The sequence below is a fragment of the Streptomyces sp. NPDC087428 genome (assembly GCF_044744085.1).
Classification (GTDB): Bacteria; Actinomycetota; Actinomycetes; order Streptomycetales; family Streptomycetaceae; genus Streptomyces.
In genome coordinates, this window is record NZ_JBIUXR010000013.1 from 215,719 (window position 1) to 239,764 (window position 24,046).

Sequence of the window (24,046 nt, forward strand, 5' to 3'; positions counted from 1 at the left end):
GGAGCGGGGTGCGGGGTGCGGGGTGCGGGGGCATCACCCGCCACGGCGGCCGACGCGCCCACGACTCCGGCGCCACCACGTAGTTCAGCCCCTCCGCCGCCCCGCCTCAGCCCACAGAGCTGTACGCCACCACTCCCCGCAGCACCTCATCAACCGCCTTGCGCGCGCTCCGCCCCACCGAACTGCCCTCACGCGGAGCAGCGGCCGCCACCTGCCCCAGCACGTCGATCACCTGCTTGCACCACCGCACGAAGTCCCCCGCGGGCATCTCCGCCTCGCGCAGCACCTCGTCCAGCGTCCGGCCGGAGGCCCACATGTACACCGCCCAGGCGAAGCCGAGGTCGGGTTCGCGCTGTCCGACCCCCTCCGCCTGATTGATCTTGAAGTCCTCCTCCAGGGCGTCGAGCCGCCCCCAGATCCGGACCATCTCGCCCATGGCGGTCTTCGCCGGTCCGGACGGCAGCTTGGGCGCCACCGCGTCATCGGACTGCCGTGCCTCGTACACCAGCGCCGAGACGCACGCGGCGAGTTCGGCGGGATTCAGCCCCTCCCACACTCCCGCCCGCAGGCACTCGCTCGCGAGCAGGTCCAGCTCGCCGTACAGCCGGGCCAGCCGGCGCCCGTGCTCGGTGACCTCGCTGCCCCGCAGATAGTCGAGCTCGGTGAGCAGGGCCACGATCCGGTCGAAGGTCCGGGCGATCGTGTTGGTGCGCCCCTCGATGCGGCGCTCCAGCTGCTGGGTGTCCCGCTGCAGTCTGTGGTAGCGCTCGGCCCACCGCGCGTGGTCCTCGCGCTCGTCGCACCCGTGGCAGGGGTGGGCGCGCAACTCGGCCCGGTAGCGGGCGATCTCGCGGTCGTCGGCGGCGACGGACCGCTCCTTGCGGTGCCGGTCAGGCACGATGTGGCCGGCCTTGGTGCGCAGCGCGGACGCCAGATCGCGGCGCGACTGCGGCGAGCGCGGGTTGAACGACTTCGGGACGCGCATCCGCTCCAGTGCCTCCACCGGCACCGGGAAGTCGATCGAGGCCAGCCGCTTGACCTGCCGTTCGGCCGTCAGCACCAACGGCCGCGGCCCGTCGTGGTATTCGAGCCCGCGGTGTCCGTGCCCGTTGGTCCGCCCGGCGGGCAGCCCGGGGTCCAGGACGAGCGCCAGTCCGGCGAACTTCCCGGTCGGCACATGGATGACATCGCCGGGCTTGAGCTTCTCCAGGGACGCCGCCGCCGCGGCCCGCCGCTGCGAAGCGCCGTGCTTGGCGAGCTCCGTCTCCCGGTCCTTGAGGTCGCGGCGCAGCCGCGCGTACTCCTCGAAGTCACCGAGGTGGCAGGTCATTCCCTCCTTGTAGCCCTCCAGGCCCTCCTCGTTCTTCTGGACCTGGCGGGAGATCCCGACCACCGACCGGTCCGCCTGGAACTGTGCGAACGAGGTCTCCAGCAGCTCCCGCGAACGGTGCTTGCCGAACTGCTGCACCAGGTTCACGGCCATGTTGTAGGAGGGGCGGAAGCTGGAGCGCAGCGGATACGTACGCGTACCCGCGAGTCCGGCCAGCGCGCCCGGGTCCATGCCGCGCTGCCAGAGCACCACGGCGTGGCCCTCGACGTCGATCCCGCGCCGCCCGGCCCGGCCGGTCAGCTGGGTGTACTCGCCGGGGGTGATGTCGGCGTGCTGCTCGCCGTTCCACTTGACGAGCTTCTCCAGGACCACGGAGCGGGCGGGCATGTTGATGCCGAGGGCCAGCGTCTCCGTCGCGAAGACCGCCTTCACGAGGCCTCGGACGAAGAGCTCCTCGACGACCTCCTTGAAGGTCGGCAGCATCCCGGCGTGGTGCGCGGCGATGCCCCGCTCCAGGCCTTCGAGCCATTCGTAGTAGCCGAGGACGTGGAGGTCCTCGGTGGGGATGGACGCCGTGCGCTCCTCGACGATCTCCCGCACCAGCCGGCGCTTGTCCTCGTCGTTGAGCCGGAGTCCGGCGTGCAGGCACTGCTGCACGGAGGCCTCGCAGCCGGCCCTGCTGAAGATGAACGTGATGGCGGGCAGCAGACCCTCGGCGTCCAGCCGGTCGATGACCTCGGGCCTCGACGGCGTCCAGATCCGGCTCCGCTGGCGCCGCTCGCGCTCGCGGTCCGCCTCGCGCACCATCTTTCCGCGCCGGCGCTCGCGCGGGTTGTACCCGCGCTGGTTCTCCATGCGGGCGAGCCGGACGAGGTCGGGGTTGACCTCACGGCGTCCGACACCGCGGCCGCCGTGGTCGCTCTCCTCCTCGAAGAGGTCGTACATCCGGCGGCCGGCCAGCACGTGCTGCCAGAGCGGCACCGGCCGGTGCTCGGAGACGATCACGGCGGTGTCGCCGCGGACGGTGTCCAGCCAGTCGCCGAACTCCTCGGCGTTGGACACGGTCGCCGACAGTGACACCAGTGTCACGGATTCGGGCAGGTGGATGATCACTTCCTCCCACACCGCGCCCCGGAAGCGGTCGGAGAGGTAGTGCACCTCGTCCATCACCACATAGCCGAGGCCGACCAGCGCCTGGGAGCCCGCGTACAGCATGTTCCGCAGGACCTCGGTGGTCATGACGACCACCGGGGCATCGGCGTTGACACTGTTGTCGCCGGTGAGCAGGCCCACCTTGTCCGCGCCGTAGCGCTTGGCCAGGTCGGCGAACTTCTGGTTGGAGAGGGCCTTGATCGGTGTGGTGTAGAAGCACTTGCGGCCCTGCTCCAGGGCGAGGTGCACGGCGAACTCGCCGACGATCGTCTTGCCCGAGCCGGTGGGGGCCGCGACGAGCACGCCCTTGCCGGCCTCCAGCGCCTCGCAGGCCTCGATCTGATAGGGGTCCAGATCGAATGCGTACATCTCGCGGAACGGCCCGAGCGCGGTCGCCTGCTCGGCGGCTCGGATCCGGGAAGCCTGGTATCGCTCAGCTGGTGAGAGGTCCTCTGTCATCTTGTCCACGAGCCTACCCGCCGCCTCTGACAGTGACGCGATCTTTAATTCACCGCGGCAGAACCCGCCCCGAGCACCCTGACGGCGCCCCGTACGCAGGTGGCGGTCAGCGGCAGCGCGCCGAGGGGTTCACCGTCCGCGTACGCGGTGACACCGACGGCTTCGAGCGCGATCGAGGAGACCCGGTGCACGGTGACGACGGGGTGCCCGAGATGGGTGCCCCTGTAGACCTTGGGGAACACCTTGAGCAGGGTGGTGCGGCTGCAGTCGCCGACGACGGTCACGTCGAACAGCCCGTCGTCCATGACGGCGTCCGCGCAGATCCGCATGCCGCCGCCGTACGTCGATCCGTTGCCGACGGCTATGAGCGTCGCCTCGATCTCCCGGGCCGGGCCGCCGTCGAGGCTCATGCGGTAGGCGATGGGCCGGAAAGCGGCGAGTTCGGCGAGGATCGCCAGGTCGTACTTGAACCGGCCGCCGACCCAGCGCATCCGGTTGCCGCGGTCGTTGACCCGGGAGTCGAAGCCGGAGGCGAGCACGGACCCGAACCAGCGGTCGCCGACCAGACCGAGGTCGATCTCGCGGACGGCGCTCCCCTTGAGCGCCTCGGCGGCCAGCCGGCCGGCCGCGGCCGGATCCCGTATCGGCAGCCCGAGCGCGCGGGCGAAGTCGTTCCCGGTGCCCACGGCCACGACGCCGAGCGGCGTCCGCGTCCCGGCGACGGCCTGGAGGGCGAGGGACATCATCCCGTCCCCGCCGACGGCGATGAGCGCGCCGGTCCCCCCGGCCACGGCCTCGCGCGCCCGGCGCAGCGCGTCGTCGGCGTCCTCACCGAGGACCGTACGGACGGAGAATCCGGCGTCCCGCAACGCGGAAGCGGCCGGCTGCGCGGCGTGCGCGCCCCGGCCGCGTCCTGCGGTGGGATTGACGAAGAGAGTGATCTCGCTGGTCACCCGGGGGACCTTACAAGGTCAGGTGATGTCGTCGTAACCGTTCGACCGCGGCGATCGTCCGCCGTCCCGTTCCCCGTCCGCCTGTTCCGGCAGGGAGGGCCGCGACGCCGACACGTTTTCCATGTCGCCGATGTCATCGGGGGTGAGGTCCAGCTCGGACGCCTCGTCGTCGTCCAGCTCGGCGTCGGGGTTGTTCCGTCGCCTTCGCCGGTCGTTGACCACGCAGATGCCGAGTGCGAGGAAGTAGAGCAGCACGATGGGCGCCGCCAGCGTGATCATCGTCAGCGGGTCGCCCGTGGGCGTGGCGACCGCGGCGAAGATCGTGATGCCCATGACCATGGCGCGCCACCAGGACGCGAGCCGCTTGGCCGTGAGCACTCCGGTGAAGTTCAGCAGGACGAGCAGGAGTGGCAGCTCGAAGGCGATGCCGAACACGATCACCATGCGCGTGACGATGTTGAGGTAGTCGTCGACGGGCAGCAGGTTCGTCGTGTTGTCCGGAGTGAAGTCGAGCAGAACCGCGGCGGTCTGCGGCATCAGGAAGTAGGCGAGGGCCGCGCCCACGAGGAAGAGCGGCACGCCCACGCCGACGAAGCTGAGCGCGTACTTCTTCTCGTGCTTGTGCAGACCCGGGGCCAGGAACGCCCAGAGCTGGTAGAGCCAGACCGGAGTGGAGAACACCACGCCCGCCATGAGGGAGACCTTGAGCGCGATGGAGAACGGACCGACCAGGCCGTTCACTGTCATCTCCGCGCACGGCCGGCCGTTGATCTGCTTGGGCCCGCCGTTGCTGCAGCCAACCGATCCGAGGATCGGATGGATCAGGAAGTCGATCAGTTCCTTGTAGAAAAAGGCTGTGACCGACGTGATGACGATGACCGCCAGGACCGCGATCAGCAGTCGGTTACGCAACTCACGCAGGTGATCAGCGAGAGGCATCCGCCCCTCGCCGTCCTTCTCCTGCTTGCGGGCAGACTTGAGCAACCCACTTCCCTCGTCTCGTGCGGCAGCTTGCCGGAGGAACCGTCAGCCGTCAGCTCTGGGTGGTGGGCTTCGCTTCATTCACCGGGCGGGAGCTCGTGACATCACCGGGCGCGGCCTGAATGGTGCGCGCGGCGGCGGGCTGGGCCGCCTGGTCTGCGGGCGCCTCTGTCGTGGGCGTCGCCGCCGGCTCGTCGTCCTTCCGCATCGCCTTGGCCTCGCTCTTGAGGATGCGGGCCGACTTGCCCAGCGAACGGGCCATGTCAGGAAGCTTCTTGGCACCGAACAACAGCAGAACGACAGCGATGATCAGAACGATCTCTAGAGGCTTCAGATTGCCCATGATGTGCTTCCTTCTCGCTGAGGCGGCTGGAGGTGGGCTCGCTGCCCTTGGGCCGGACACGCATCCGACCAATTAGCTGGGAGCGATCGTAACCCGCTGGAGTAAACGCGAGGCAATGCCCGTGCATACATTGGATAGCGGCCAGCACCTCCCTGCCTGGGCCGCCACCAGCAGCGTACCCCCCGGGACTGAGAAACAGGAGGCCGCGCCCGCCCGGATCGGGCAGGCCGCCTACCTCAGGGTTTCTCCCGTGGCGGCGAGATCCGTGGCCGCGTGCTCCAGATCCTCCGCGGCCCGGTTGATGCGCTCGGTGGTGCGCGTCACCTGGTGACCGAGCCGCTGGGCCTCGATGAAGACCTTGATGGCCAGCACGCCCAGGACGGCGATTCCGAGGAACCCCAGGGCGATGGCGAGCATGGGCCAGAACATGTGCAGAGCCTCGATGTTTCTCGTGTCCGGGTAACCGTCCGATGTTCCGGGTCCTCATCGTCCGATGTTCCGGCGGCCGGTGTCCTGTGAAGGGGGGTGCGGTCTGTCTAGCGGCCGGTGTGCAGGCGCAGCGTCCGGACGCCGCCGTCGGTGAGGAGCTCGATTATCCGCTCCCCCGCGGGTCTGCGGACCGCGACGTCGCAGTCGGGGCAGGTGAAGGAGTAGAACGTCGTCCGGCTGGTGGCACCGATCGCGAGCCGGATGGCGCCCGCCGCCAGCTCGAACCGTGCGCGGCAGTCCGGGCAGGCGGCCCTGAACCGTACGGACTCGGGAACGACGACGGTCGGGACGGAAGAGACGTCCGACACCACAGACAGGTTGCTCATATCTCCTGCGCCCGTCCCCTCAGGCCGGGCCGTCGTAGGCGGTGAGTGCCGCTCGGGCAGCCTTCCGCGCGCTCTGTGCCAGCTCCGGCGGCGAGACGATACGCCCCTCCCGGCCGAGCCGGAGCGCGAGGCGGCGCAGCGAGGCCGGGTCGGGGGTCCGCAGGGTGATCCGCAGACCGCCGTCGGGCAGCTCGTCGGCGCTGTCGTGCGGGTAGTACTCGGCGACCCAGCGCCCGCCGGGACCGACCTCGACCACGACCTCCGGGTCCTCGGCGGCGGGCTGGACGAGCCCCTCCGACAGGTCCCGCAGCTCCAGCTCGGGCGGCGCGGCCGGCTCGTCGAGGAGCCGGATCTCGGCGACCCGGTCGAGGCGGAACGTACGCCGGTCCTCGGAGGACCGGCACCAGGCCTCCATATAGGTGTGCCCGACGGCGAAGAGCCGGATCGGGTCCACCTCGCGCTCGGTGAGCTCGTCGCGGGCGGGCGAGTAGTAGCGCAGCCAGAGCCGGCGCCGCTCGGAGATCGCCCGGTCCACATCGGCGAAGACGCCGCCCTCGGACTCGAAGGTGACCGAGAGCCGGGAGCTGGCCGCCCCCACCTCACCGGCCGCGGCCTCCAGCTTGGCGGTGGCGCGCAGCAGCGCCTGCCGGTCGCTCTCCCGCAGTCCGGGCAGCGTGGCGACGGCGCGGGCGGCGACCAGCAGGGCCGTCGCCTCGTCGGCGGCGAGCCGGAGCGGCTCCGCCACATCGTCCGGGTTGTGCCACCAGATCCGGTCGCCGTCGGTGTCGATGTCCAGCAGATCGCCGCCGCGGAAGCTGGTCCCGCACATGGGCAGGACGTCGAGGTCCGAGATGAGCTCGTCCTCGGTGATCCCGAAGGCCCGCGCGACGTCCTGGACGTGAGCGCCGGGGCGCTCACGCAGGTAGGTCACCAGGGAGAGCATCCGGCGGGTCTGGTCGATGGCGTTCGTGGCCATGAATACGGTCCCCTCAGTCCTTGGCCACGGCGCGCAGCCGGTCCACCACATCGGCCCGCAGATCCGCAGGTTCCTGTACGACGACGTCCGGGCCGAACTCGACGAGCCAGGCGTCCAGACCGTGTCCGTACGGAATCTCCAACTCCTCCCACCCGTTGCCGAGTTCCCGCACCGAGGTGGCGCGGGCCCGCAGGGGGTAGCCGGAGTCGGCCTTCAGCCTGATCAGCGCGGTACGGGTCGCCGTCTCTCCCGCCCAGCTCTCGACGGTCTCGCGGACGGTGACGACGTCGGGCACCTCCGCGGTGAACGCACCGGCCCTGGAGCGCACCTTGCCGGCGATCCTGGAGAGCCGGAACACCCGCTCGGCGCCCCGCTCCCGGTCCCAGCCGGCCAGGTACCAGTGCCCGCGCCAGCACTCCAGCGTCCACGGCTCGACCTGGCGCTGCTCGGGGCGGGCGGCATTGGCCTTGCGGTAGTCGAAGGTCACCGGCCGGCGGTCCCGGCAGGCCAGCATCAGCGGTTCGAACGCGGCCTCGTGGACGGGGATACGCGGTTCGAGGGCGCTGTGCACCTCGTACGCGTCCTCGGCCTCCGGCATCCCCGCCGCCCGCAGCTTCTGCAGGGCGCCGCTGGCCGCGCCGGCCAGCCGGGCCTGCTGCCAGACCTTGGCGGCCAGTCCGAGTGCGGCGGCCTCCTCGGCGTCCAGCGTGATCGGGGGCAGCCGGTTGCTGTCGCGGCGCGCGAGATAGCCGGTGTCGCCGTCCAGGTTCTCCACGGTCTCGATGACCAGACCGAGCTCGCGCAGATCGTCCTTGTCGCGCTCGAACATCCGGTTGAAGGCGTCGTCGGAGCCCGCCTCCAGGTAGGCCTCGATGGAACCGCGCAGTTCGCGCTTGCTGAGCGGGCGCCGGGTCCCCAGCAGACACAGCGCCAGGTTCATCAGCCGCTCGGCCTTGGCAATCGCCATCGACGCCCTTTCTGTTTTGCTCTACGACCGTCGACCGTACCGCTCCGGGGGTCCCGGAAGAAAGCGAGGGCCCGTGCCTCGCGGCACGGGCCCTCGCATCGCACAGGCGCGGGATCAGACAGCGACCAGGTCGCAGACGAAGATCAGCGTCTCACCGGGGGCGATGGCACCGCCGGCGCCGCGGTCACCGTACGCGAGGTGCGAGGGGATGGTCAGCTGGCGACGGCCGCCGACCTTCATGCCCTGCACGCCCTTGTCCCAGCCCGCGATGACCTGTCCGGCGCCGAGCTGGAACTTGAGCGGCGTACCGCGGTTCCAGGAGGCGTCGAACTCCTCACCGGTGGAGAAGGCCACGCCCACGTAGTGGACGGAGACGGTCTGGCCGGCCTGGGCGACCGCGCCGTCGCCCTCCCAGATTTCCTTGATCTCCAGGTCGGCCGGCGGCTCGCCACCCGGGAAGTCGATCTCGGGCTTCTCGATGCTCACTGACTTTGCTCCTCTAAATGATGAACTGGGCAACCGGGACAGTCTTACATCTTCGCCAGGATGTCCACGGCGAAGACGAGCGTCGAGTTCGCCGGGATGGACTGCTGCGCCTTGCTGCCGAAGGCCTGGTCCGGCGGGACGACGAGCAGCACACGGCTGCCGATCTTCTTCCCGATCAGGCCGTTCTTGAGTCCCTTGAGGGTGACCTGGGCCAGCGGGAAGGTCTGCGTCTTGCCCGTCGCGTAGGTGCTGTCGAACGTTTTGCCGTCCTTCCACAGCAGGCCCACGTAGTTCACGACGACGCTGTCGGTCTCCTTGACGACCTCGCCCTTGGACTCCAGGACGTAGTTGGAGACCAGCTTCTTGGGCGGGGTGGCCTTGCTGGGGATCTTGACGGTCGGCGCCTTGCCGTCGGTGTTGGTGCCCACCTTCGGCAGGTCGACGTTGTCCTGGGCGACCTCGCTGCCCTTGGCGGACGCCGGGATCTGCTTCGCCTTCAGGATGTCGACGACGAAGACGAGGGTGGCGTTCGGCTTGATGTCGCCCTGGCCCTGCGCGCCGTAACCGAGGTCCGGCGGGATGACCAGCTCGACCCTGCTGCCGACCTTCTGGCCCACGAGGCCCTTGTCCCAGCCCTGGATGACCATGCCGGCGCCGAGCGTCAGGTCGAACGGCTGCTTGCGGTCGAAGCTGTTGTCGAACGGCTTGGTGGAGTCCCACGCCTGTCCGAGGTAGTTGACCTGGATCGCGTCGCCGTTCTTGAGCTTCGCGCCGTCACCCTCACTGACAACGTTGGTCTCCAGCTTCTTGGGCGGCGTTCCCGTGCCCTTGGCCAGGGTGGGCTTCTCGCCGAACTTCGCGCCCGCGGTGATGGCGGGGAATCCGTCCTTGGAGGGGGCGGACGCGGAGGCGGAAGCGGAGTCGGAGGCCTTGTCGTCGCTGCCGCAGGCAGCTGACAGCAGCAGCAGGGGGACGACTACAAGGCCGGCAAGTCGGCGCACTGGTTCCTCAGATCTCAGACGACACATTTGTTACGCGGTCCCCGACACTCTAGGGCGTGCGCAGGGCCCCGTACGAGGAACGTACGGGGCCCGAGTCGCGCCGGGGCCTGTCGACAGGCCCCCGGGAGCCGAGGCACTTTCCCGCGCTGGCTCACATACCCGCGATGAGCTTCTCCACCCGGTCGTCCACGGAACGGAACGGGTCCTTGCACAACACCGTGCGCTGCGCCTGGTCGTTGAGCTTGAGGTGGACCCAGTCGACGGTGAAGTCCCGCCGCTGCTCCTGGGCCCGCCGGATGAAGTCGCCGCGCAGCCTCGCCCTGGTGGTCTGCGGGGGCACCGACTTGCCCTCGAAGATCTTCAGGTCGTTGCAGATGCGGGCCGCCTGCCCCTTGCGCTCCAGCAGGTAGTACAGGCCGCGGCGGCGGTGGATGTCGTGGTAGGCGAGGTCTATCTGGGCGACCCGAGGATTCGACATGGTCATGTTGTGCTTGGCCCGGTAGCGCTCGATGAGCTTGTACTTCATGACCCAGTCGATCTCGGTACCGATCCGGTCGAGGTCCTCGGCCTCGATCGCGTCGAGCGTACGGCCCCACAGTTCGAGGACCTTCTCGACGTTGCCCGTGCGGATGCCGCGGCGGTCGACGAAGTCCACGGCCTTCTCGTAGTACTCGCGCTGCACCTCGATGGCGGATGCCTCGCGGCCACTGGCGAGGCGCACCTTGCGCTGCCCGGTGGTGTCGTGACTGACCTCGCGGATCGCCCGGATGGGGTTCTCCAGGGTCAGGTCCCGCATCACCGTGCCCGCCTCGATCATGCGGAGCACCAGGTCGGTCGCGCCGACCTTGAGCAGCATGGTCGTCTCGGACATGTTGGAGTCGCCGACGATGACGTGGAGGCGGCGGTACCGCTCCGCGTCCGCGTGGGGTTCGTCCCGGGTGTTGATGATCGGACGGGAGCGTGTCGTCGCGGAACTGACACCCTCCCAGATGTGCTCGGCACGCTGGCTGACGCAGTAGACGGCGCCCCGCGGGGTCTGCAGCACCTTGCCGGCCCCGCAGATCAGCTGCCTCGTGACGAGGAAGGGAATGAGGATGTCCGCGAGCCGGGAGAATTCTCCGTGCCGGGCCACGAGGTAGTTCTCATGACATCCGTAGGAGTTTCCAGCCGAGTCGGTGTTGTTCTTGAAGAGATAGACGTCGCCCGCGATTCCCTCCTCGTGCAGACGGCGTTCGGCGTCGACGAGCAAGCCTTCGAGAATGCGCTCGCCGGCCTTGTCGTGAGTGACCAGCTCGGTCAGATTGTCGCATTCGGGGGTTGCATATTCCGGATGCGATCCCACGTCGAGGTAGAGGCGGGCGCCGTTCCGCAGAAAGACATTGCTGCTGCGGCCCCATGACACAACACGGCGGAAGAGGTAGCGCGCCACTTCATCAGGAGACAGTCGGCGCTGTCCCCTGAACGTGCACGTGACGCCGTACTCGTTCTCCAGCCCGAAAATGCGGCGGTCCATGACTGAACATTACGCCTGATGGCCCGAGCTGAAACCGGGTTCGACGGCACCGTTTCGATCATTTTCCGATCCTCGCACCGCAACGGCACTATGCCCGGGAGCTGCGAGGACCCTTCCGGTGGCCAGCAGAACCAGCAGCGCGGCCACTCCACCGGCCCCCGCGACGGCGAAGCTCCACGCCGTCCCGCCCAGTTCCACGGCCGGGCCCGCCACGGCCGTCCCGGCCGCCGCGCCCACCCCGAACGTCGTCACGAGCCAGGAGAACGCCTCCGTCACCGTGCCCCGCGGGGCGTGTCGGTCCACGACGATGAACGAGCAGGCGATCGCGGGGGCCAGGAACACCCCGGCGACGCCGGCCAGCACGGTCATCGCCACCACGCCGGGGGTCAGCGTCAGCGGCAGATAGCCGAGCGCGAGCAGCGCCACGATCACCCGAAGCCGGCGCTCGGGCGGCCCCGACCACTGCCGCGCCCCGTACACCGCGCCGCCGATCAGCGCGCCGAGCCCCAGCGCCGCCATCAGCCAGCCGTAGACGGAGTCCCGGCCGTGGTCGTCGGCGTACGCGACGCCCGCCACGGTGATGGAGCCCAGCGCCAGTCCGACGAAGAAGAACGAGCCGAGCAGCGCCAGCAGCCCCGGCGAGCGGAGCGCGCCCAGCCAGTGCGCCTCGCGCGGCGCGGAACGCCAGGTCCTGGACGGCTCCGACAGCACGACGGAGAGCGCCCCCAGGACCCCGATCGCGTTGATGACGAGCAGCGCGGCGGCGGGCGACCAGAGGGAAACCAGCAGGGTCACCAGCAGCGGCCCCACCGTGAACATGACCTCCTGCGCGACCGCGTCCATGGCGTACGCCCGGTGCACCCGGTCCTCGCTGCCCAGGACGCTGGGCCACAGGGCCCGCAGCCCGCCCTCCAGGGGCGGGGTGGCCACCCCCGCGAGGGCCACGGCCCCGTAGGCGAGCGGCAGCGAACCGAAGCCCGCCACGGCGAGCAGGGTCATGCCGAGGGCCGACAGGACGGCGGCGGGCAGCTGCACGCGCGGCTGGCCGTACAGGTCCACGGCGCGGCCCAGCAGCGGCTGTCCGACCGCCGTGCCCAGCCCGTACACCGCGGCGAGCGCGCCCGCGAGGGCGTAGCCGCCGCCCTCCGCACGGGTGAACAGCACGATCGCGATGGGGGCGGTGCCGTTCGGCAGCCGCCCCACGAGGGTGCCCGTCAGCAGCCGGACGGCGTGCCGCGCCCGGAGGATGTCCAGATATCCCGCGGCCATGTCCCGCCCCTCTCTCTGGGACGCCCTTCCGGCCACCCGAGGTTTTACGTATAACTTCCGGGTTCATACGTACCATGTGGCCAGTCCGCAGGTCCACCCCACGGTGCCTGCCCCGACCGGCCCGGAGGCCCGAGTGACCAGCCCAGCACAACCCGCCCCGTCCCGGCCCACCAGCCGTGACGTGGCACGGGCCGCAGGTGTCTCCCAGGCCACGGTCTCCCTGGTCCTCGGTGACAAGTGGCGGGGCAGGGTCTCCGAGGCCACCGCGGACCGCGTGCGGGAGGCCGCCCGCGGCATCGGCTACCGGCCGAATCTCGCCGCCCGCAATCTCCGCCTGGGCCGCACCAGGACCGCTCTGCTCGTCGTCCCGGCCCTCACCAACGAGTTCTTCGCCCGGGTGTACACCGGGGCCGCCGCGGTCGCCGCCGAACACGGCTTCGGAGTCGTCCTCTACCCCTCGCCCGACGGCACCGGCCCGGCCAGGGACCCCTTCGCCTCGGCCCGCGCCGCGCTCGACGGGGTGATCGCCTCCTCGATGGCCGCCGACGCGCTGGGCGCCCTGCACGGGGCGGGTCTGCCCCTGGTCATGCTCGACAGCGATCCCTCGGCCCCGGGTCCGGCGGCCCGGGTCAACCTCGATGTCGCCGACGGGATGCGCCAGGTGACGGAGCATCTGCTCGCTCTCGGCCACCGCCGCTTCGTCCATCTCGCCTCGGCCGTCGACACCTGGACGTTCACGGTCCGCGCCGGAGCCGTCCACGAGGCGCTGCGCGGCGTGCCCGGCACCGACGTGCGCACCGTGCCGGCGGCGCTGGACGTACGGGCCGGCCGCGAGGCCGCGGAACGCGCGCTGGCGCTCCCGGGGCCCCGCCCCACCGCCATCGTCTGCGACGACGACATCCTGGCCGCGGGCGCCTGCAAGGCCGCTCGCCGGCTCGGACTGCGGGTACCCGACGACCTCTCCGTCACCGGCTTCGACGATCTGGCCCTGGCCACGGCCGTGGAGCCGGAGCTCACCACCGTGCGGCTGCCGGCCGAGCAGGTCGGCGAACGCGGCATGAGCGCCCTGCTGGCCGTTCTGGAGGGCCGCACGGCCGGGACCGGCAGCCTGCCGGTGCACCTGGTGGTCCGCGGCTCCTCCGCTCCCCCGCCCGCGGACCGGCACTCATGACAGAGCCCCGGCCCGCCGGGGAGGCGGACCGGGGCAGAGGCACCCAGCGGAACGGGCTACTCCACGTCCCCACCGGAATCGGTGGAATCGGTGGAGTCCTTGGAGCCGGTGGAGTCCTTGGAGCCGGTGGCGGTCTTCTTCCCGCTCGACTTGCCGCTCGGCTTGGCGGTGTCCGTCGTCGCGGCGGCGGTGTCGTCGCCGTCCTCCGTGTCAGAGGGGGCGTCCGTCGGCGTGGAGCCGGCGCCGTCCGCCTCCAGCAGCCGGGCCAGCTGCCGGCCGACGATCCGCTTGAACTTGCGCTGCTGCGGCCTCGTACGGTCCAGGACCGCGACCTCGAGCCGGTCTGCGGGGATCTCCCGCTCGCTGCCGTTGGGATCGCGTGACAGCGCCTGCACCGCCAGCTTCAGCGCCTCGGCGAGCGACATCCCGTCCCGGTGCCGCTGGTCCAGGAAGGTACTGATCTGTTCCGCGTTGCCACCGACGGCGACCGAGCCGTGCTCGTCCACGATCGAGCCGTCGTGCGGCAGCCGGTAGATCTGGTCACCGTCCGCCGCAGCGCCCACCTCGGCGACGACCAGCTCGACCTCGTACGGCTTCTCGGCCGCACTGGAGAAGATGGTGCCGAGAGTCTGCGCGTAGACATTCGCCAGTCCACGGGCCGTCACATCGTCACGGTCATAGGTGTATCCGCGCAGATCGGCATAACGCACACCGCCGATGCGGAGATTCTCGTACTCGTTGTACTTACCGGCGGCGGCGAAACCGATCCGGTCATAGATCTCGCTGAACTTGTGCAGCGCACGGGACGGGTTCTCGCCGACGAACACAATGCCGTCGGTGTACTGCAGCACAACCAGGCTGCGACCACGGGCGATGCCCTTCCGGGCGTATTCCGCCCGGTCGGCCATGGCCTGCTGAGGTGAGACATAGAACGGCGTCGACACCGGCTATCCGTCCCTTTCTGTCAGTGACAAGAGCATCGAAGAGGCCTGGGAACGAGGGGTCAGAGCAGCTCGGCGCGCGGTCCGTCGGGCTGTTCCATCCTTCGTTCCAGAACCGAGCGGGCGATGTCGGCGGATTCCGTCTCGGTCAGCTGCCGGAAACCCTCGTCGGTGATGACGGTGATGATCGGATAGATGCGCCGGGCCACGTCCGGTCCGCCGGTCGCCGAGTCGTCGTCCGCCGCGTCGTACAGCGCCTGCACGACCAGGGTGAGCGTCTGTTCCTCCGTCAGGTCCTCGCGCCAGAGCTTCTTCATGGAGCCGCGGGCGAAGATCGAGCCGGAGCCCGTGGACGCGTACCCCTGCTCCTCGGAACGGCCCCCGGTGACGTCGTAGGAGAAGATCCGGCCGCGCTCGCGGTCGACGTCGTAGCCGGCGAAGACCGGCACCACGGCGAGGCCCTGCATGGCCATCGCCAGATTGCTCCGGATCATCGTGGAGAGCCGGTTAGCCTTGCCCTCCAGGGAGAGCTGGGCGCCCTCGACCTTCTCGAAGTGCTCCAGCTCCAGCTGGAACAGCTTGACCATCTCCACGGCCAGTCCGGCGGTACCCGCGATACCCACGGCCGAGTACTCGTCGGCCGGGAAGACCTTCTGGATGTCGCGCTGCGCGATCATGCTGCCCATGGTCGCCCGCCGGTCACCGGCCAGGACCACGCCGCCGGGGAACGACGCCGCGACGATGGTGGTCCCGTGCGGAGCCTCGATGGCCCCCTTCATGGGCGGCAACTGCCGGTTGCCCGGAAGCATCCCGGGCGACTGGTCGGTCAGGAAGTCCATGAAGGAAGAGGACCCGGGCGTCAGGAAGGCAGCCGGTAGACGCCCGGTGCTACGAGTGTTGGCTTCCACGCGTTTCCCTCCAGGTAAGCGATGGCCCTGCGCAAGGTGTCAGGATCATCTCCCAACTTGCCGATGGCCGAATTGCAGTTGAAGCACAGTACGACTCGGACCCTACCCGTCTCGTGGCAGTGATCCACATGTACGGCGGGAGCAGCTGAACCCATGCGCCCGCCACCCACCACGGGGATGCCCTGCTGTCGGCAGAGGCGCCCCGTGGTGGGGAACGTGGCTACGTGATCAGCTCTTCGAGCGGCTCACGTCGGGCACGGCGTCCTACTCGCCACCCTTTTGAACAAATGATCGAACGAAGTCCTCGGCATTGGCCTCGAGGACATCGTCGATCTCGTCGAGAACGTCGTCGACGTCGTCGCTCAGCTTCTCCTGTCGCTCCTGGAGGTCGTCGGAAGCCTGCGCGTCCTGCGCCTGCTCCTCGGTTCCCTCGGTGGAGCGCGTCGCCTTCTGCTGTCCGCCGCCGGTGTCCTTGGTCGCCATATAGCTCACCCCGCTCGGTTCGAAGCACTTGATCAGACCCTACCTACGGGGTCCGACATTGGCCCGGTACTTGTCTCAACGTCCGGAGGTCATCGGAATGATTCCCAGCCTGCGGCCCTTTCAGCCGCCCGACAGCACCCGGACCAGCTCTTCCGCGGTACGACAGCGGTCCAGGAGATCCTTGACGTGCTCACGGGTGCCCCGGAGCGGCTCCATGGTGGGTACCCGCTGCAACGAGTCGTGACCCGGAAGATCGAAGATGACCGAATCCCAGGAGGCCGCTGCGACGTCGTCCGCGTACTGCTCCAGGCAGCGGCCGCGGAAATAGGCCCTGGTGTCCTCCGGAGGCGCTGTACGGGCCTGCTCGACCTCGTTCTCGTCCAGCAGGCGCTTGATCCTGCCACGGGCCGCCAGACGGTTGTAGAGGCCCTTGTCGGCCCGTACGTCGGCGTACTGGAGGTCCACCAGGTGCAGGCGGGCCGCGTCCCAGTCGAGGTTGTCCCGGCGGCGGTAGCCCTCCATGAGCTCCCGCTTGGCGACCCAGTCCAGCTCACCCGACAGGCTCATCGGATCGTTCTCCAGCCGGTTGAGCGTGTCCTCCCAGCGGATCAGGATGTCCTTGGTCTGCTCGTCGGCGTCCGCCCCGTACCGCTCCTCGACGTACTTGCGGCCGAGCTCGAAGTACTCCATCTGGAGCTGCACAGCGGTGAGTGTCCGCCCGCTGCGCAGAGTGACCAGCTGCTGGAGGTCCGGGTCGTGGGAGACCTGGTGCAGTGTGCGCACCGGCTGGTCGACGGCCAGGTCGACGTTGATGAAGCCGTCCTCGATCATGGAGAGGACCAGCGAGGTGGTGCCCAGCTTGAGATAGGTGGAGATCTCCGAGAGATTCGCGTCGCCGATGATCACATGCAGCCGGCGGTACTTCTCGGCGTCCGAGTGGGGCTCGTCGCGGGTGTTGATGATCGGGCGCTTGAGCGTGGTCTCCAGGCCGACCTCGACCTCGAAGTAGTCGGCGCGCTGGCTGAGCTGGAAGCCGTGCTCGTGGCCGTCCTGGCCGATTCCCACCCGTCCCGCCCCGGTGACGACCTGGCGCGAGACGAAGAACGGGGTCAGATGGCGCACGATGTCCGAGAACGGGGTCTCCCGTTTCATCAGATAGTTCTCGTGCGTCCCGTACGAGGCGCCCTTGTTGTCGGTGTTGTTCTTGTAGAGGTGGATCGGCTGGGCGCCCGGCAGCTGGGCCGCGCGTTCGGCGGCCTCGGCCATGATGCGCTCGCCGGCCTTGTCCCAGAGGACCGCGTCCCTGGGGTTGGTGATCTCCGGGGAGCTGTACTCGGGGTGTGCGTGGTCGACGTAGAGCCGTGCCCCGTTGGTGAGGATGACATTGGCCAGGCCGATGTCCTCGTCCGTGAGCTGGCTGGAGTCGGCGGTCTCGCGGGCGAGGTCGAAGCCTCGCGCGTCGCGCAGCGGGTTCTCCTCCTCGAAATCCCAGCGGGCGCGGCGCGCCCGGTGCATCGCCGCCGCGTAGGCGTTGACGATCTGGGACGAGGTGAGCATGGCATTGGCGTTGGGGTGACCGGGCACGGAGATCCCGTACTCGGTCTCGATGCCCATTACTCGCCGTACGGTCATGCGGCCCTCCTTGCCCGGCGGCGCTCCCTTGCGGGAGCGGCGCTCAAGTACCGCTGCTTGTCCGGTGCGTGCGCGGGTTACCCGTACCCGCACTGCGCGACCGGGCGGTACGCAAGAGCCTAGAGCGCCTCTGTGCTGGTGGGGAGATCAATTACGTCATTGCTGCGGTGTCGTCGGAGCTGTCCGGAAAGCAACCGGCTGCGGATGCCCGGCCGGGCATCCGCAGCCGGTCCGCGCTCTACAGGTACTGCCCGGTGTTCGCCACCGTGTCGATGGAGCGCCCGGTGTCCGCGCCCTGCTTTCCGGTGACGAGTGTGCGGATGAAGACGATCCGCTCACCCTTCTTGCCGGAGATCCTGGCCCAGTCGTCCGGGTTGGTGGTGTTCGGCAGGTCCTCGTTCTCCTTGAACTCGTCCACACAGGCCTGGAGGAGATGGGAGACGCGAAGGCCCTTCTGGCCCTGGTCGAGGAAGGCCTTGATGGCCATCTTCTTGGCCCGGTCGACGATGTTCTGGATCATCGCGCCGGAGTTGAAGTCCTTGAAGTACAGGACTTCCTTGTCGCCGTTGGCGTACGTGACCTCGAGGAAGCGGTTCTCCTCGGACTCGGTGTACATCCGCTCGACGACCGACTGAATCATGGCGTGCGCGGCGGCTTCCCTGGAGCCGGTGTGCTCGGCGAGGTCGTCCGCGTGCAGGGGCAGTGAAGGCGTGAGGTACTTCGCGAAGATGTCCTTCGCGGCCTCCGCGTCCGGTCGCTCGATCTTGATCTTCACATCGAGTCGGCCCGGCCGCAGGATCGCGGGGTCGATCATGTCCTCGCGGTTGGAGGCGCCGATGACGATGACGTTCTCCAGGCCCTCGACGCCGTCGATCTCGGCGAGCAGCTGGGGGACGATGGTGTTCTCCACGTCCGAGCTGACGCCGGATCCCCGGGTACGGAAGAGGGACTCCATCTCGTCGAAGAAGACGATGACGGGGGTGCCCTCACTCGCCTTCTCGCGGGCACGCTGGAAGACCAGGCGGATGTGGCGCTCGGTCTCACCGACGTACTTGTTGAGGAGTTCGGGGCCCTTGATGTTGAGGAAGTAGCTCTTGCCGGTGGGCTGGCCGGTGACCTCGGCGACCTTCTTCGCGAGGGAGTTGGCGACGGCTTTGGCGATGAGTGTCTTGCCGCAGCCGGGCGGGCCGTAGAGCAGGATGCCCTTCGGCGGCCGCAGCTCGTGCTCCTTGAAGAGGTCTGGGTGGAGGTAGGGGAGCTCGACCGCGTCGCGGATCAGCTCGATCTGGTCGCCCAGACCGCCGATCTTGTCGTAGTCGATGTCCGGGACTTCTTCGAGGACGAGCTCTTCGACCTCGCTCTTGGGCACGACTTCGTAGACGTAGCCGGACCTGGGTTCGAGCAGCAGGGCGTCGCCGGGGCGGATGGTGATGTCCAGCAAGGGCTCGGCGAGCCGCACCACCCGTTCCTCGTCGGTGTGCCCGACCACCAGGGCGCGTTCGCCGTCCTCAAGGATCTCCTTGAGGGTGACGATGTCCCCGGCCCGCTCGAATTCCATGGCCTCGACCACGTTGAGCGCTTCGTTGAGCATGACTTCCTGGCCGCGCCTGAGGCCGTCGAGCTCGACGCTGGGACTGACGTTCACCCGGAGCTTGCGGCCCCCGGTGAAGATGTCGCAGGTGCCGTCCTCGTTGCTTTGCAGGAACACACCGAAACCGGCCGGTGGCTGTGCCAGCCGGTCGACCTCTTCCTTGAGGGCCACGATCTGGTCGCGGGCCTCGCGGAGTGTGCCGGCGAGCCGCTCGTTCTGAGCGGACACGCCCGCGAGATTGGTCTGGAACTCGACGATCCGCTCTTCGAGAATCCTCGTATGGCGCGGAGAGTCGGCGAGCTTACGTCGCAGGACGGCGATTTCCTGCTCGAGATAGGCGACCTGGCCGGCTGGGTCATCTGACCCCCGCGCGGGCCGGATGCCGCGGTTGATGTCGTCGTCGTGGGCTGCCACGGTCCTCACCTCCTCCAAGGGGAGCTGGACGCTTCCTGACCCTACCTGGGTGGGTGATGATTGAAACCCCTAGATCACAAAGACTGTGGGGTGTGTCCGATCTTCACCCTTGCGCTCTCCCTCGTGTCAGGGGAATACCCACCCTTCAACATCGGAAAGCGGCCGGTTGTATCGTCGAAGTGTTCAACACCCGTCAGGGCTGGCTTTTTTTGGTTCGGATACGCAGGAAACGGCAGGCGAAATGACCGCGCAGCAGGACGCTCCCACCGGTAGCGAGACGCAGGACCTGGAGGTCTGGATCGACCAGGACCTCTGCACGGGGGACGGCATCTGTGTGCAGTACGCGCCCGAGGTCTTCGAGCTGGACATCGACGGGCTCGCCTATGTGAAGAGCGACGGGGACGAGCTGCTGCAGGACAAGGGGGCGACCACCCCGGTGCCGCTGCCGCTTCTCCAGGACGTCGTCGACTCGGCCAAGGAGTGTCCGGGCGACTGCATTCATGTACGACGCGTTTCGGACAGGGTCGAGGTCTTCGGACCCGAGGCCGCCTGACCGCGGGGCCCGGGGGCCTGCGGCTGCGCGGGGTGACCGGTCAGACGCTGCCGTCAGTGGCGTCGTCGGACTGGCTGCTCCGTACGAAGGCCCCGTTCTGCCACTGCCAGGTGACCTTCTCCTGCTGGTCGGGGCAGCAGGACGGGATGTCGGACGAGGAATAGCCGAGGAGCGTGGCGGCGACGACGCCGTCACGCACCGTGAAGTCACCGACGCTCATCTTCTGGGCGGGGTCCACCAGGGTCGCGACGATCCTCGGTGTGGCCCCGCTTCCCTGTGTGAGGACGTAGACGCCGCTGGGCGGGGTGCCGAGCCCGGCCGTGCAGTGGACGACCGCGACGGTTTCCGGACGGCCGTCGCCGTCGAGGTCGCCGGGGACCTGTTTGGCGACCGTGTGGCCGGTGCCGTCGCACTTCAGGGGGAACACCGCGCGGTCCGGATCGGGCGGGGCGACGGTCGCCGTGCCGTGCTGCGCCGCGGTGCGGTGGGGCGTGGTGGAGGCCGAGGCGGCCGTGCCGGGCTGGAGCAGGCCGGCTGCCGCGACAACGGCGGCCATGGCCGCCGCGGTGGCGAGCCAGTGCATCGTCGTGGTGTCGGTGTGCGCGAGGTCCGGGAGCGCGGAGGTCTGCACGCGGGATGTCTCCTGTGGTTCCTTTGGTGCGGAATGCCCGAGGGGCAGTGCCGTCGGCAGGGCGTCGTCGGCCGGGTGGGGGGTGGCCAGCATCGTGCCACACCTCACACACCAGCGGAACGGTGGGGTCGTTACGGATCGTGTGCCCGGTGCGCCGGCACCGGGCACAACGAAAAGGCGCCGCCGATGAGTTCCCGGGTCGGTCCGGGAACTCGGCGGCGGCGCCGGTGCGTTGCGGCGGGTCAGTCGCGGGCGGGGCCGCTCTGGCTGCCGGGACCGTCGTAGTCGTCGCCGTAGGCCCCCTTGGAGGGGCGGCGGCGGCGCGGCGGGGCCTGGACCCCGTCGGCCAGCCGGCGGGCGGTGACGAGGAAGCCGGTGTGGCCGATCATCCGGTGGTCCGGACGGACGGCGAGGCCCTCGACGTGCCAGTTGCGGATCATCGACTCCCAGGGCTGCGGTTCCGCGAAGCAGCCGATCTCACGGATGGACTCGACCGTCCGGGAGAGCTGGGTGGTGGTCGCCACGTACGCGCAGAGGATGCCGCCCGGGACGAGCGCCTTGGAGACGGCGTCCAGGCACTCCCAGGGCGCGAGCATGTCCAGGACGACACGGTCGACGTCAGTGTCCGTCAGGTTGTCCTGGAGGTCACCGACGGTGAGCTCCCAGGCGGGGTGCGGACTGCCGAAGTAGCGCTCGACGTTCTGCTGGGCGATGTCGGCGAAGTCCTGGCGGCGCTCGTAGGAGTGCAGCATGCCCTGCTCGCCGATGGCGCGGAGCAGGAAGGTGGAGAGGGCGCCGGATCCGACGCCGGCCTCCACGACACGGGCGCCGGGGAAGATGTCGCCGAAGGCCAGGATCTGCCCCGCGTCCTTGGGGTAGACCACGGCGGCGCCGCGGGGCATGGACAGGACGTAGTCGGGGAGCAGGGGGCGCAGCGCGAGATAGACGACGTTCCCCGTGGTACGGACAACACTGCCCTCGGGAGCACCGATCAGCTCGTCGTGCGAGAAAGAACCCTTGTGGGTGTGGAAGTTCTTTCCGGCCTCGAGCGTGAAGGTGTAGTGGCGTCCCTTGGGATCGGTGAGCTGGACCTGGTCCCCGACCTTGAAGGGCCCACGTCGGCGGGCGGCACCGGTCGGTTCAGACATGTGACCAGCGTACCGGTGTTTCCGTGCGCTCCGACCGCCTGTCCGGAGGCGGCCCGGGGCTCAGGCGGCGGGCCGGGCCATGGCGGCGACGAACGCCCGTTCCACGTCGGCCGTGGACAGCACCCCGTAGATCTCGCCGGTGTCCTCGACGACGAGGTACTCGGTGGCGGGGCTGGCCTTGAGCCGGTCCAGGAGGGCTTCTCCGGCCAGTTCGGCGGGGACCTTCATTCCGTCGGTGAGGTCCTGGGCGAGGCCGCTGACGGCGACCCAGGGGCGGCGGTGTTCGGGGACGGAGACGATGGCGGCCTCGCGGACGACGGCCTTGGGGTCGCCGTTTCCGTCGACGACGACGAGGGCGCGGGCGCCCGCCTCGTTGGCCCGGCGCAGCGCCTCGGAGAGCGGGGTGGCCGCCTCGACCGGTACGGCGCGCCGGGTGAGGGCGCGGGCGCGCAGGTCGGGGAGGTGCTCGCGCAGCCGGGCCATGCGCAGGCTGTTGCCGGCCCCGGTCCAGATGATGGCGGCGAGGACCGCGGCGAGCAGGGCGTCGATGACGGTGTCCATGCCGCTGAGGTCGTCGGTGTTGTTCCCGAACGACCCGGTCCGGGTGAGGAGGGGAAGGCCGATGAGGGTGATGACGGCGAGGGCGCGGCCGACCCAGGCCGCGGCGACGGTGCCGCTCATCGGGCGGCCGGTGATCTTCCAGACGACGGCGCGGAGCATCCGGCCGCCGTCGAGCGGGAGGCCGGGCAGCAGGTTGAAGGCGGCGACGATGAGGTTGGAGATCATCAGCCCGCCGAGCAGCACGCCGGGGACGGTGCCGCGTTCGACGAAGTTCAGCGGGATGTAGAAGACGCCGGCCAGGACGAGGGAGAGCAGGGGGCCGACGAAGGCGAGGACGAATTCGCGGCCGGGGGTCTCGGATTCCTTCTCGATCTCGGAGACGCCGCCGAAGAACTGGAGCTGGATGCGGCGTACCGGGAGCTTGTAGTGGAGCGCGACCACCGTGTGCGCGAGTTCGTGGACGAGCACGGAGGCGTAGAAGGCGATGGCGAAGAAGAGCGCGACGAGGTAGCGTGCCGCGCCCAGGCCGGGCAGGACCCGGTCGAGCTGGCCGCCGAAGACCCAGGTGATCAGGGCTGCGACGAGGAACCAGCTCGGCGCGACGTAGACGGGCACTCCGAAGGGGCGGCCCATGAGGATGCCGCCTCCGGGCTCTTCGCGGTGCCCCGGTTTGCCCTTGTCGGGGCCGGTGCCGGGGTCCGTTCCCCCTGCGCCGGGCTGCGGCCGCCCGCTGTTGCCGCTCTCGTCCACGAGGTCCCTTCGGTCGGTGCCGTCCGGCACGATCATGCAGTGTTCGGGGGTCTGTGGTCGATGGTATGCCGGTTGTTGTCAGTGGCGGGTCGTAGGGTCTTCGTCATGACCTCAGTGCCGCGGCCGCCTCAGCCGCCCTCGTCCCTTTCCCCGTCGCGGGCGAGCGACTTCATGCAGTGTCCCCTGCTGTACCGCTTCCGGGTCATCGACAAGCTGCCGCAGAAGCCCAGTGAGGCAGCTACCCGGGGGACGCTGGTCCATGCGGTGCTGGAGCGGCTCTTCGACAACCCGGCGGCGGAGCGGACGGCCGGCCGGGCCACGGCGCTGATCCCGGCGCAGTGGGACCGGCTGCTGGAGTCGAAGCCGGAGCTGTCCGAGCTGTTCGCCGAGGACCCGGAGGGTGAGCGGCTCTCGCGCTGGCTGTCCGAGGCGGAGCGGCTCGTGGAGCGCTGGTTCTCGCTGGAGGACCCGACGCGGCTGGAGCCCGCCGAGCGGGAGCTGTTCGTCGAGACGGAGCTGGAGTCGGGGCTGCGGCTGCGCGGGGTGATCGACCGGATCGACGTGACGCCGACGGGCGATGTCCGGATCGTCGACTACAAGACGGGGAAGGCGCCGCGTCCGGAGTACGCGGAGGGCGCTCTCTTCCAGATGAAGTTCTACGCGCTGGTCATCTGGCGGCTGAAGGGTGTGGTGCCCCGCAGGCTCCAGCTGGTCTATCTCGGCAGCGGGGACGTACTGACGTACGACCCGGTGGTGGCGGATCTGGAGCGGGTGGAGCGCAAGCTGCTGACCCTCTGGGAGGCGATCTCGCTGGCCACGGAGACCGGTGAGTGGCGGCCGCGGCCGACGAAGCTGTGCGGCTGGTGCGACCACCAGGCACTCTGTCCCGAATTCGGGGGGACTCCCCCGGTCTATCCGCTGTCGGTACGCCCGGCGGACGCGGCGCAGGATGTCCAGGGCAGAATGGACCCGGTCCGTGCTGAGGCCGGCCGGCCTGTGGCCCTTGAAGGACCTTGAG

General features: G+C 69.4%; 23 protein-coding genes and 1 pseudogene. 3 read left to right on the forward strand and 21 right to left on the reverse strand.

Annotation, left to right across the window (positions count from 1 at the left end; translation table 11 throughout):
• Nucleotides 1-106 precede the first annotated feature (106 nt).
• From ACIO3R_RS27735 to ACIO3R_RS27790, 12 genes are all read right to left on the reverse strand, one after another.
• Nucleotides 107-2,941 carry a DEAD/DEAH box helicase gene (locus tag ACIO3R_RS27735; protein WP_402109542.1) on the reverse strand — a complete coding sequence of 945 codons (2,835 nt, stop codon included), beginning with the start codon at nt 2,939-2,941 and terminating at the stop codon, nt 107-109.
• Nucleotides 2,942-2,985: 44 nt separating this feature from the next.
• On the reverse strand, nt 2,986-3,894 hold the full coding sequence (locus tag ACIO3R_RS27740) for a diacylglycerol kinase family protein (protein WP_385033623.1): 909 nt from the start codon (nt 3,892-3,894) through the stop codon (nt 2,986-2,988).
• An 18-nt stretch (nt 3,895-3,912) separates the two neighbouring features.
• A complete protein-coding gene (gene tatC, locus ACIO3R_RS27745) occupies nt 3,913-4,878 on the reverse strand; it encodes a twin-arginine translocase subunit TatC (RefSeq protein ID WP_385033626.1) in 966 nt (321 codons plus the stop codon).
• A gap of 49 nt (nt 4,879-4,927) precedes the next feature.
• A complete protein-coding gene (gene tatA / locus ACIO3R_RS27750) occupies nt 4,928-5,221 on the reverse strand; it encodes a Sec-independent protein translocase subunit TatA (protein ID WP_385033676.1) in 294 nt (97 codons plus the stop codon).
• 228 nt (nt 5,222-5,449) lie between these two features.
• Nucleotides 5,450-5,647, reverse strand: coding sequence for a hypothetical protein (locus ACIO3R_RS27755; RefSeq protein ID WP_363074481.1), 198 nt, complete (start codon nt 5,645-5,647; stop codon nt 5,450-5,452).
• Nucleotides 5,648-5,754: 107 nt separating this feature from the next.
• Nucleotides 5,755-6,033 carry a hypothetical protein gene (locus ACIO3R_RS27760; RefSeq protein WP_402109547.1) on the reverse strand — a complete coding sequence of 93 codons (279 nt, stop codon included), beginning with the start codon at nt 6,031-6,033 and terminating at the stop codon, nt 5,755-5,757.
• 19 nt (nt 6,034-6,052) lie between these two features.
• Entirely contained in the window at nt 6,053-7,009 is a 957-nt protein-coding gene (locus tag ACIO3R_RS27765) for a helix-turn-helix transcriptional regulator (RefSeq protein ID WP_385033633.1), read from the reverse strand.
• Between the two features lie 13 nt (nt 7,010-7,022).
• Nucleotides 7,023-7,976, reverse strand: coding sequence for a helix-turn-helix transcriptional regulator (locus ACIO3R_RS27770; RefSeq protein WP_385033636.1), 954 nt, complete (start codon nt 7,974-7,976; stop codon nt 7,023-7,025).
• A 114-nt stretch (nt 7,977-8,090) separates the two neighbouring features.
• Nucleotides 8,091-8,462, reverse strand: coding sequence for an FKBP-type peptidyl-prolyl cis-trans isomerase (locus ACIO3R_RS27775; RefSeq protein ID WP_123468665.1), 372 nt, complete (start codon nt 8,460-8,462; stop codon nt 8,091-8,093).
• A gap of 44 nt (nt 8,463-8,506) precedes the next feature.
• Nucleotides 8,507-9,463, reverse strand: a complete 957-nt coding sequence (locus ACIO3R_RS27780; RefSeq protein WP_385345334.1) for an FKBP-type peptidyl-prolyl cis-trans isomerase — start codon at nt 9,461-9,463, stop codon at nt 8,507-8,509.
• 151 nt (nt 9,464-9,614) lie between these two features.
• On the reverse strand, nt 9,615-10,976 hold the full coding sequence (pafA, locus tag ACIO3R_RS27785; RefSeq protein WP_356317448.1) for a Pup--protein ligase: 1,362 nt from the start codon (nt 10,974-10,976) through the stop codon (nt 9,615-9,617).
• 9 nt (nt 10,977-10,985) lie between these two features.
• Nucleotides 10,986-12,245 (reverse strand): MFS transporter, encoded by a 1,260-nt coding sequence (locus ACIO3R_RS27790; RefSeq protein WP_402109553.1) that lies wholly within the window; start codon nt 12,243-12,245, stop codon nt 10,986-10,988.
• 133 nt (nt 12,246-12,378) lie between these two features.
• Here ACIO3R_RS27790 and ACIO3R_RS27795 point away from each other — a divergent pair, with 133 nt between their 5' ends.
• The gene (locus tag ACIO3R_RS27795) at nt 12,379-13,416 is read left to right on the forward strand and encodes a LacI family DNA-binding transcriptional regulator (RefSeq protein WP_402109557.1); all 1,038 of its coding nucleotides are present in this window, start codon (nt 12,379-12,381) and stop codon (nt 13,414-13,416) included.
• Between the two features lie 56 nt (nt 13,417-13,472).
• On the opposite strand, the gene prcA is transcribed toward ACIO3R_RS27795, so the two are convergent.
• The 6 genes and pseudogenes from prcA to arc all read right to left on the reverse strand — a co-directional run bounded on the left by prcA (nt 13,473) and on the right by arc (nt 19,385).
• Entirely contained in the window at nt 13,473-14,360 is an 888-nt protein-coding gene (prcA, locus tag ACIO3R_RS27800; protein WP_385033650.1) for a proteasome subunit alpha, read from the reverse strand.
• A gap of 59 nt (nt 14,361-14,419) precedes the next feature.
• Nucleotides 14,420-15,265: a proteasome subunit beta gene (prcB, locus tag ACIO3R_RS27805; RefSeq protein ID WP_385033653.1), complete on the reverse strand. Its 846-nt coding sequence runs from the start codon at nt 15,263-15,265 to the stop codon at nt 14,420-14,422.
• Nucleotides 15,217-15,411 (reverse strand): annotated as a pseudogene (locus tag ACIO3R_RS27810) (endonuclease VII domain-containing protein); the annotation flags it as partial. The gene prcB and the pseudogene ACIO3R_RS27810, both read right to left, overlap by 49 nt.
• A gap of 118 nt (nt 15,412-15,529) precedes the next feature.
• Nucleotides 15,530-15,748, reverse strand: a complete 219-nt coding sequence (locus tag ACIO3R_RS27815; protein WP_073737565.1) for a ubiquitin-like protein Pup — start codon at nt 15,746-15,748, stop codon at nt 15,530-15,532.
• A 120-nt stretch (nt 15,749-15,868) separates the two neighbouring features.
• A complete protein-coding gene (dop, locus tag ACIO3R_RS27820) occupies nt 15,869-17,380 on the reverse strand; it encodes a depupylase/deamidase Dop (RefSeq protein ID WP_385033658.1) in 1,512 nt (503 codons plus the stop codon).
• Between the two features lie 238 nt (nt 17,381-17,618).
• Nucleotides 17,619-19,385, reverse strand: a complete 1,767-nt coding sequence (gene arc / locus ACIO3R_RS27825) for a proteasome ATPase (RefSeq protein WP_385041873.1) — start codon at nt 19,383-19,385, stop codon at nt 17,619-17,621.
• Nucleotides 19,386-19,626: 241 nt separating this feature from the next.
• On the opposite strand from arc, the gene ACIO3R_RS27830 reads away from it, so the two are divergent.
• The gene (locus ACIO3R_RS27830) at nt 19,627-19,938 is read left to right on the forward strand and encodes a ferredoxin (protein ID WP_363030408.1); all 312 of its coding nucleotides are present in this window, start codon (nt 19,627-19,629) and stop codon (nt 19,936-19,938) included.
• Between the two features lie 40 nt (nt 19,939-19,978).
• Here ACIO3R_RS27830 and ACIO3R_RS27835 read toward each other — a convergent pair whose 3' ends face one another.
• The 3 genes from ACIO3R_RS27835 to ACIO3R_RS27845 all read right to left on the reverse strand — a co-directional run bounded on the left by ACIO3R_RS27835 (nt 19,979) and on the right by ACIO3R_RS27845 (nt 23,028).
• Nucleotides 19,979-20,569 (reverse strand): hypothetical protein, encoded by a 591-nt coding sequence (locus ACIO3R_RS27835; protein ID WP_402109621.1) that lies wholly within the window; start codon nt 20,567-20,569, stop codon nt 19,979-19,981.
• A gap of 242 nt (nt 20,570-20,811) precedes the next feature.
• Nucleotides 20,812-21,717, reverse strand: a complete 906-nt coding sequence (locus ACIO3R_RS27840; protein ID WP_363030407.1) for a tRNA (adenine-N1)-methyltransferase — start codon at nt 21,715-21,717, stop codon at nt 20,812-20,814.
• 60 nt (nt 21,718-21,777) lie between these two features.
• Nucleotides 21,778-23,028, reverse strand: coding sequence for a site-2 protease family protein (locus ACIO3R_RS27845; protein WP_385036567.1), 1,251 nt, complete (start codon nt 23,026-23,028; stop codon nt 21,778-21,780).
• Between the two features lie 171 nt (nt 23,029-23,199).
• On the opposite strand from ACIO3R_RS27845, the gene ACIO3R_RS27850 reads away from it, so the two are divergent.
• On the forward strand, nt 23,200-24,045 hold the full coding sequence (locus ACIO3R_RS27850) for a RecB family exonuclease (protein WP_385036568.1): 846 nt from the start codon (nt 23,200-23,202) through the stop codon (nt 24,043-24,045).
• Nucleotide 24,046 lies beyond the last annotated feature (1 nt).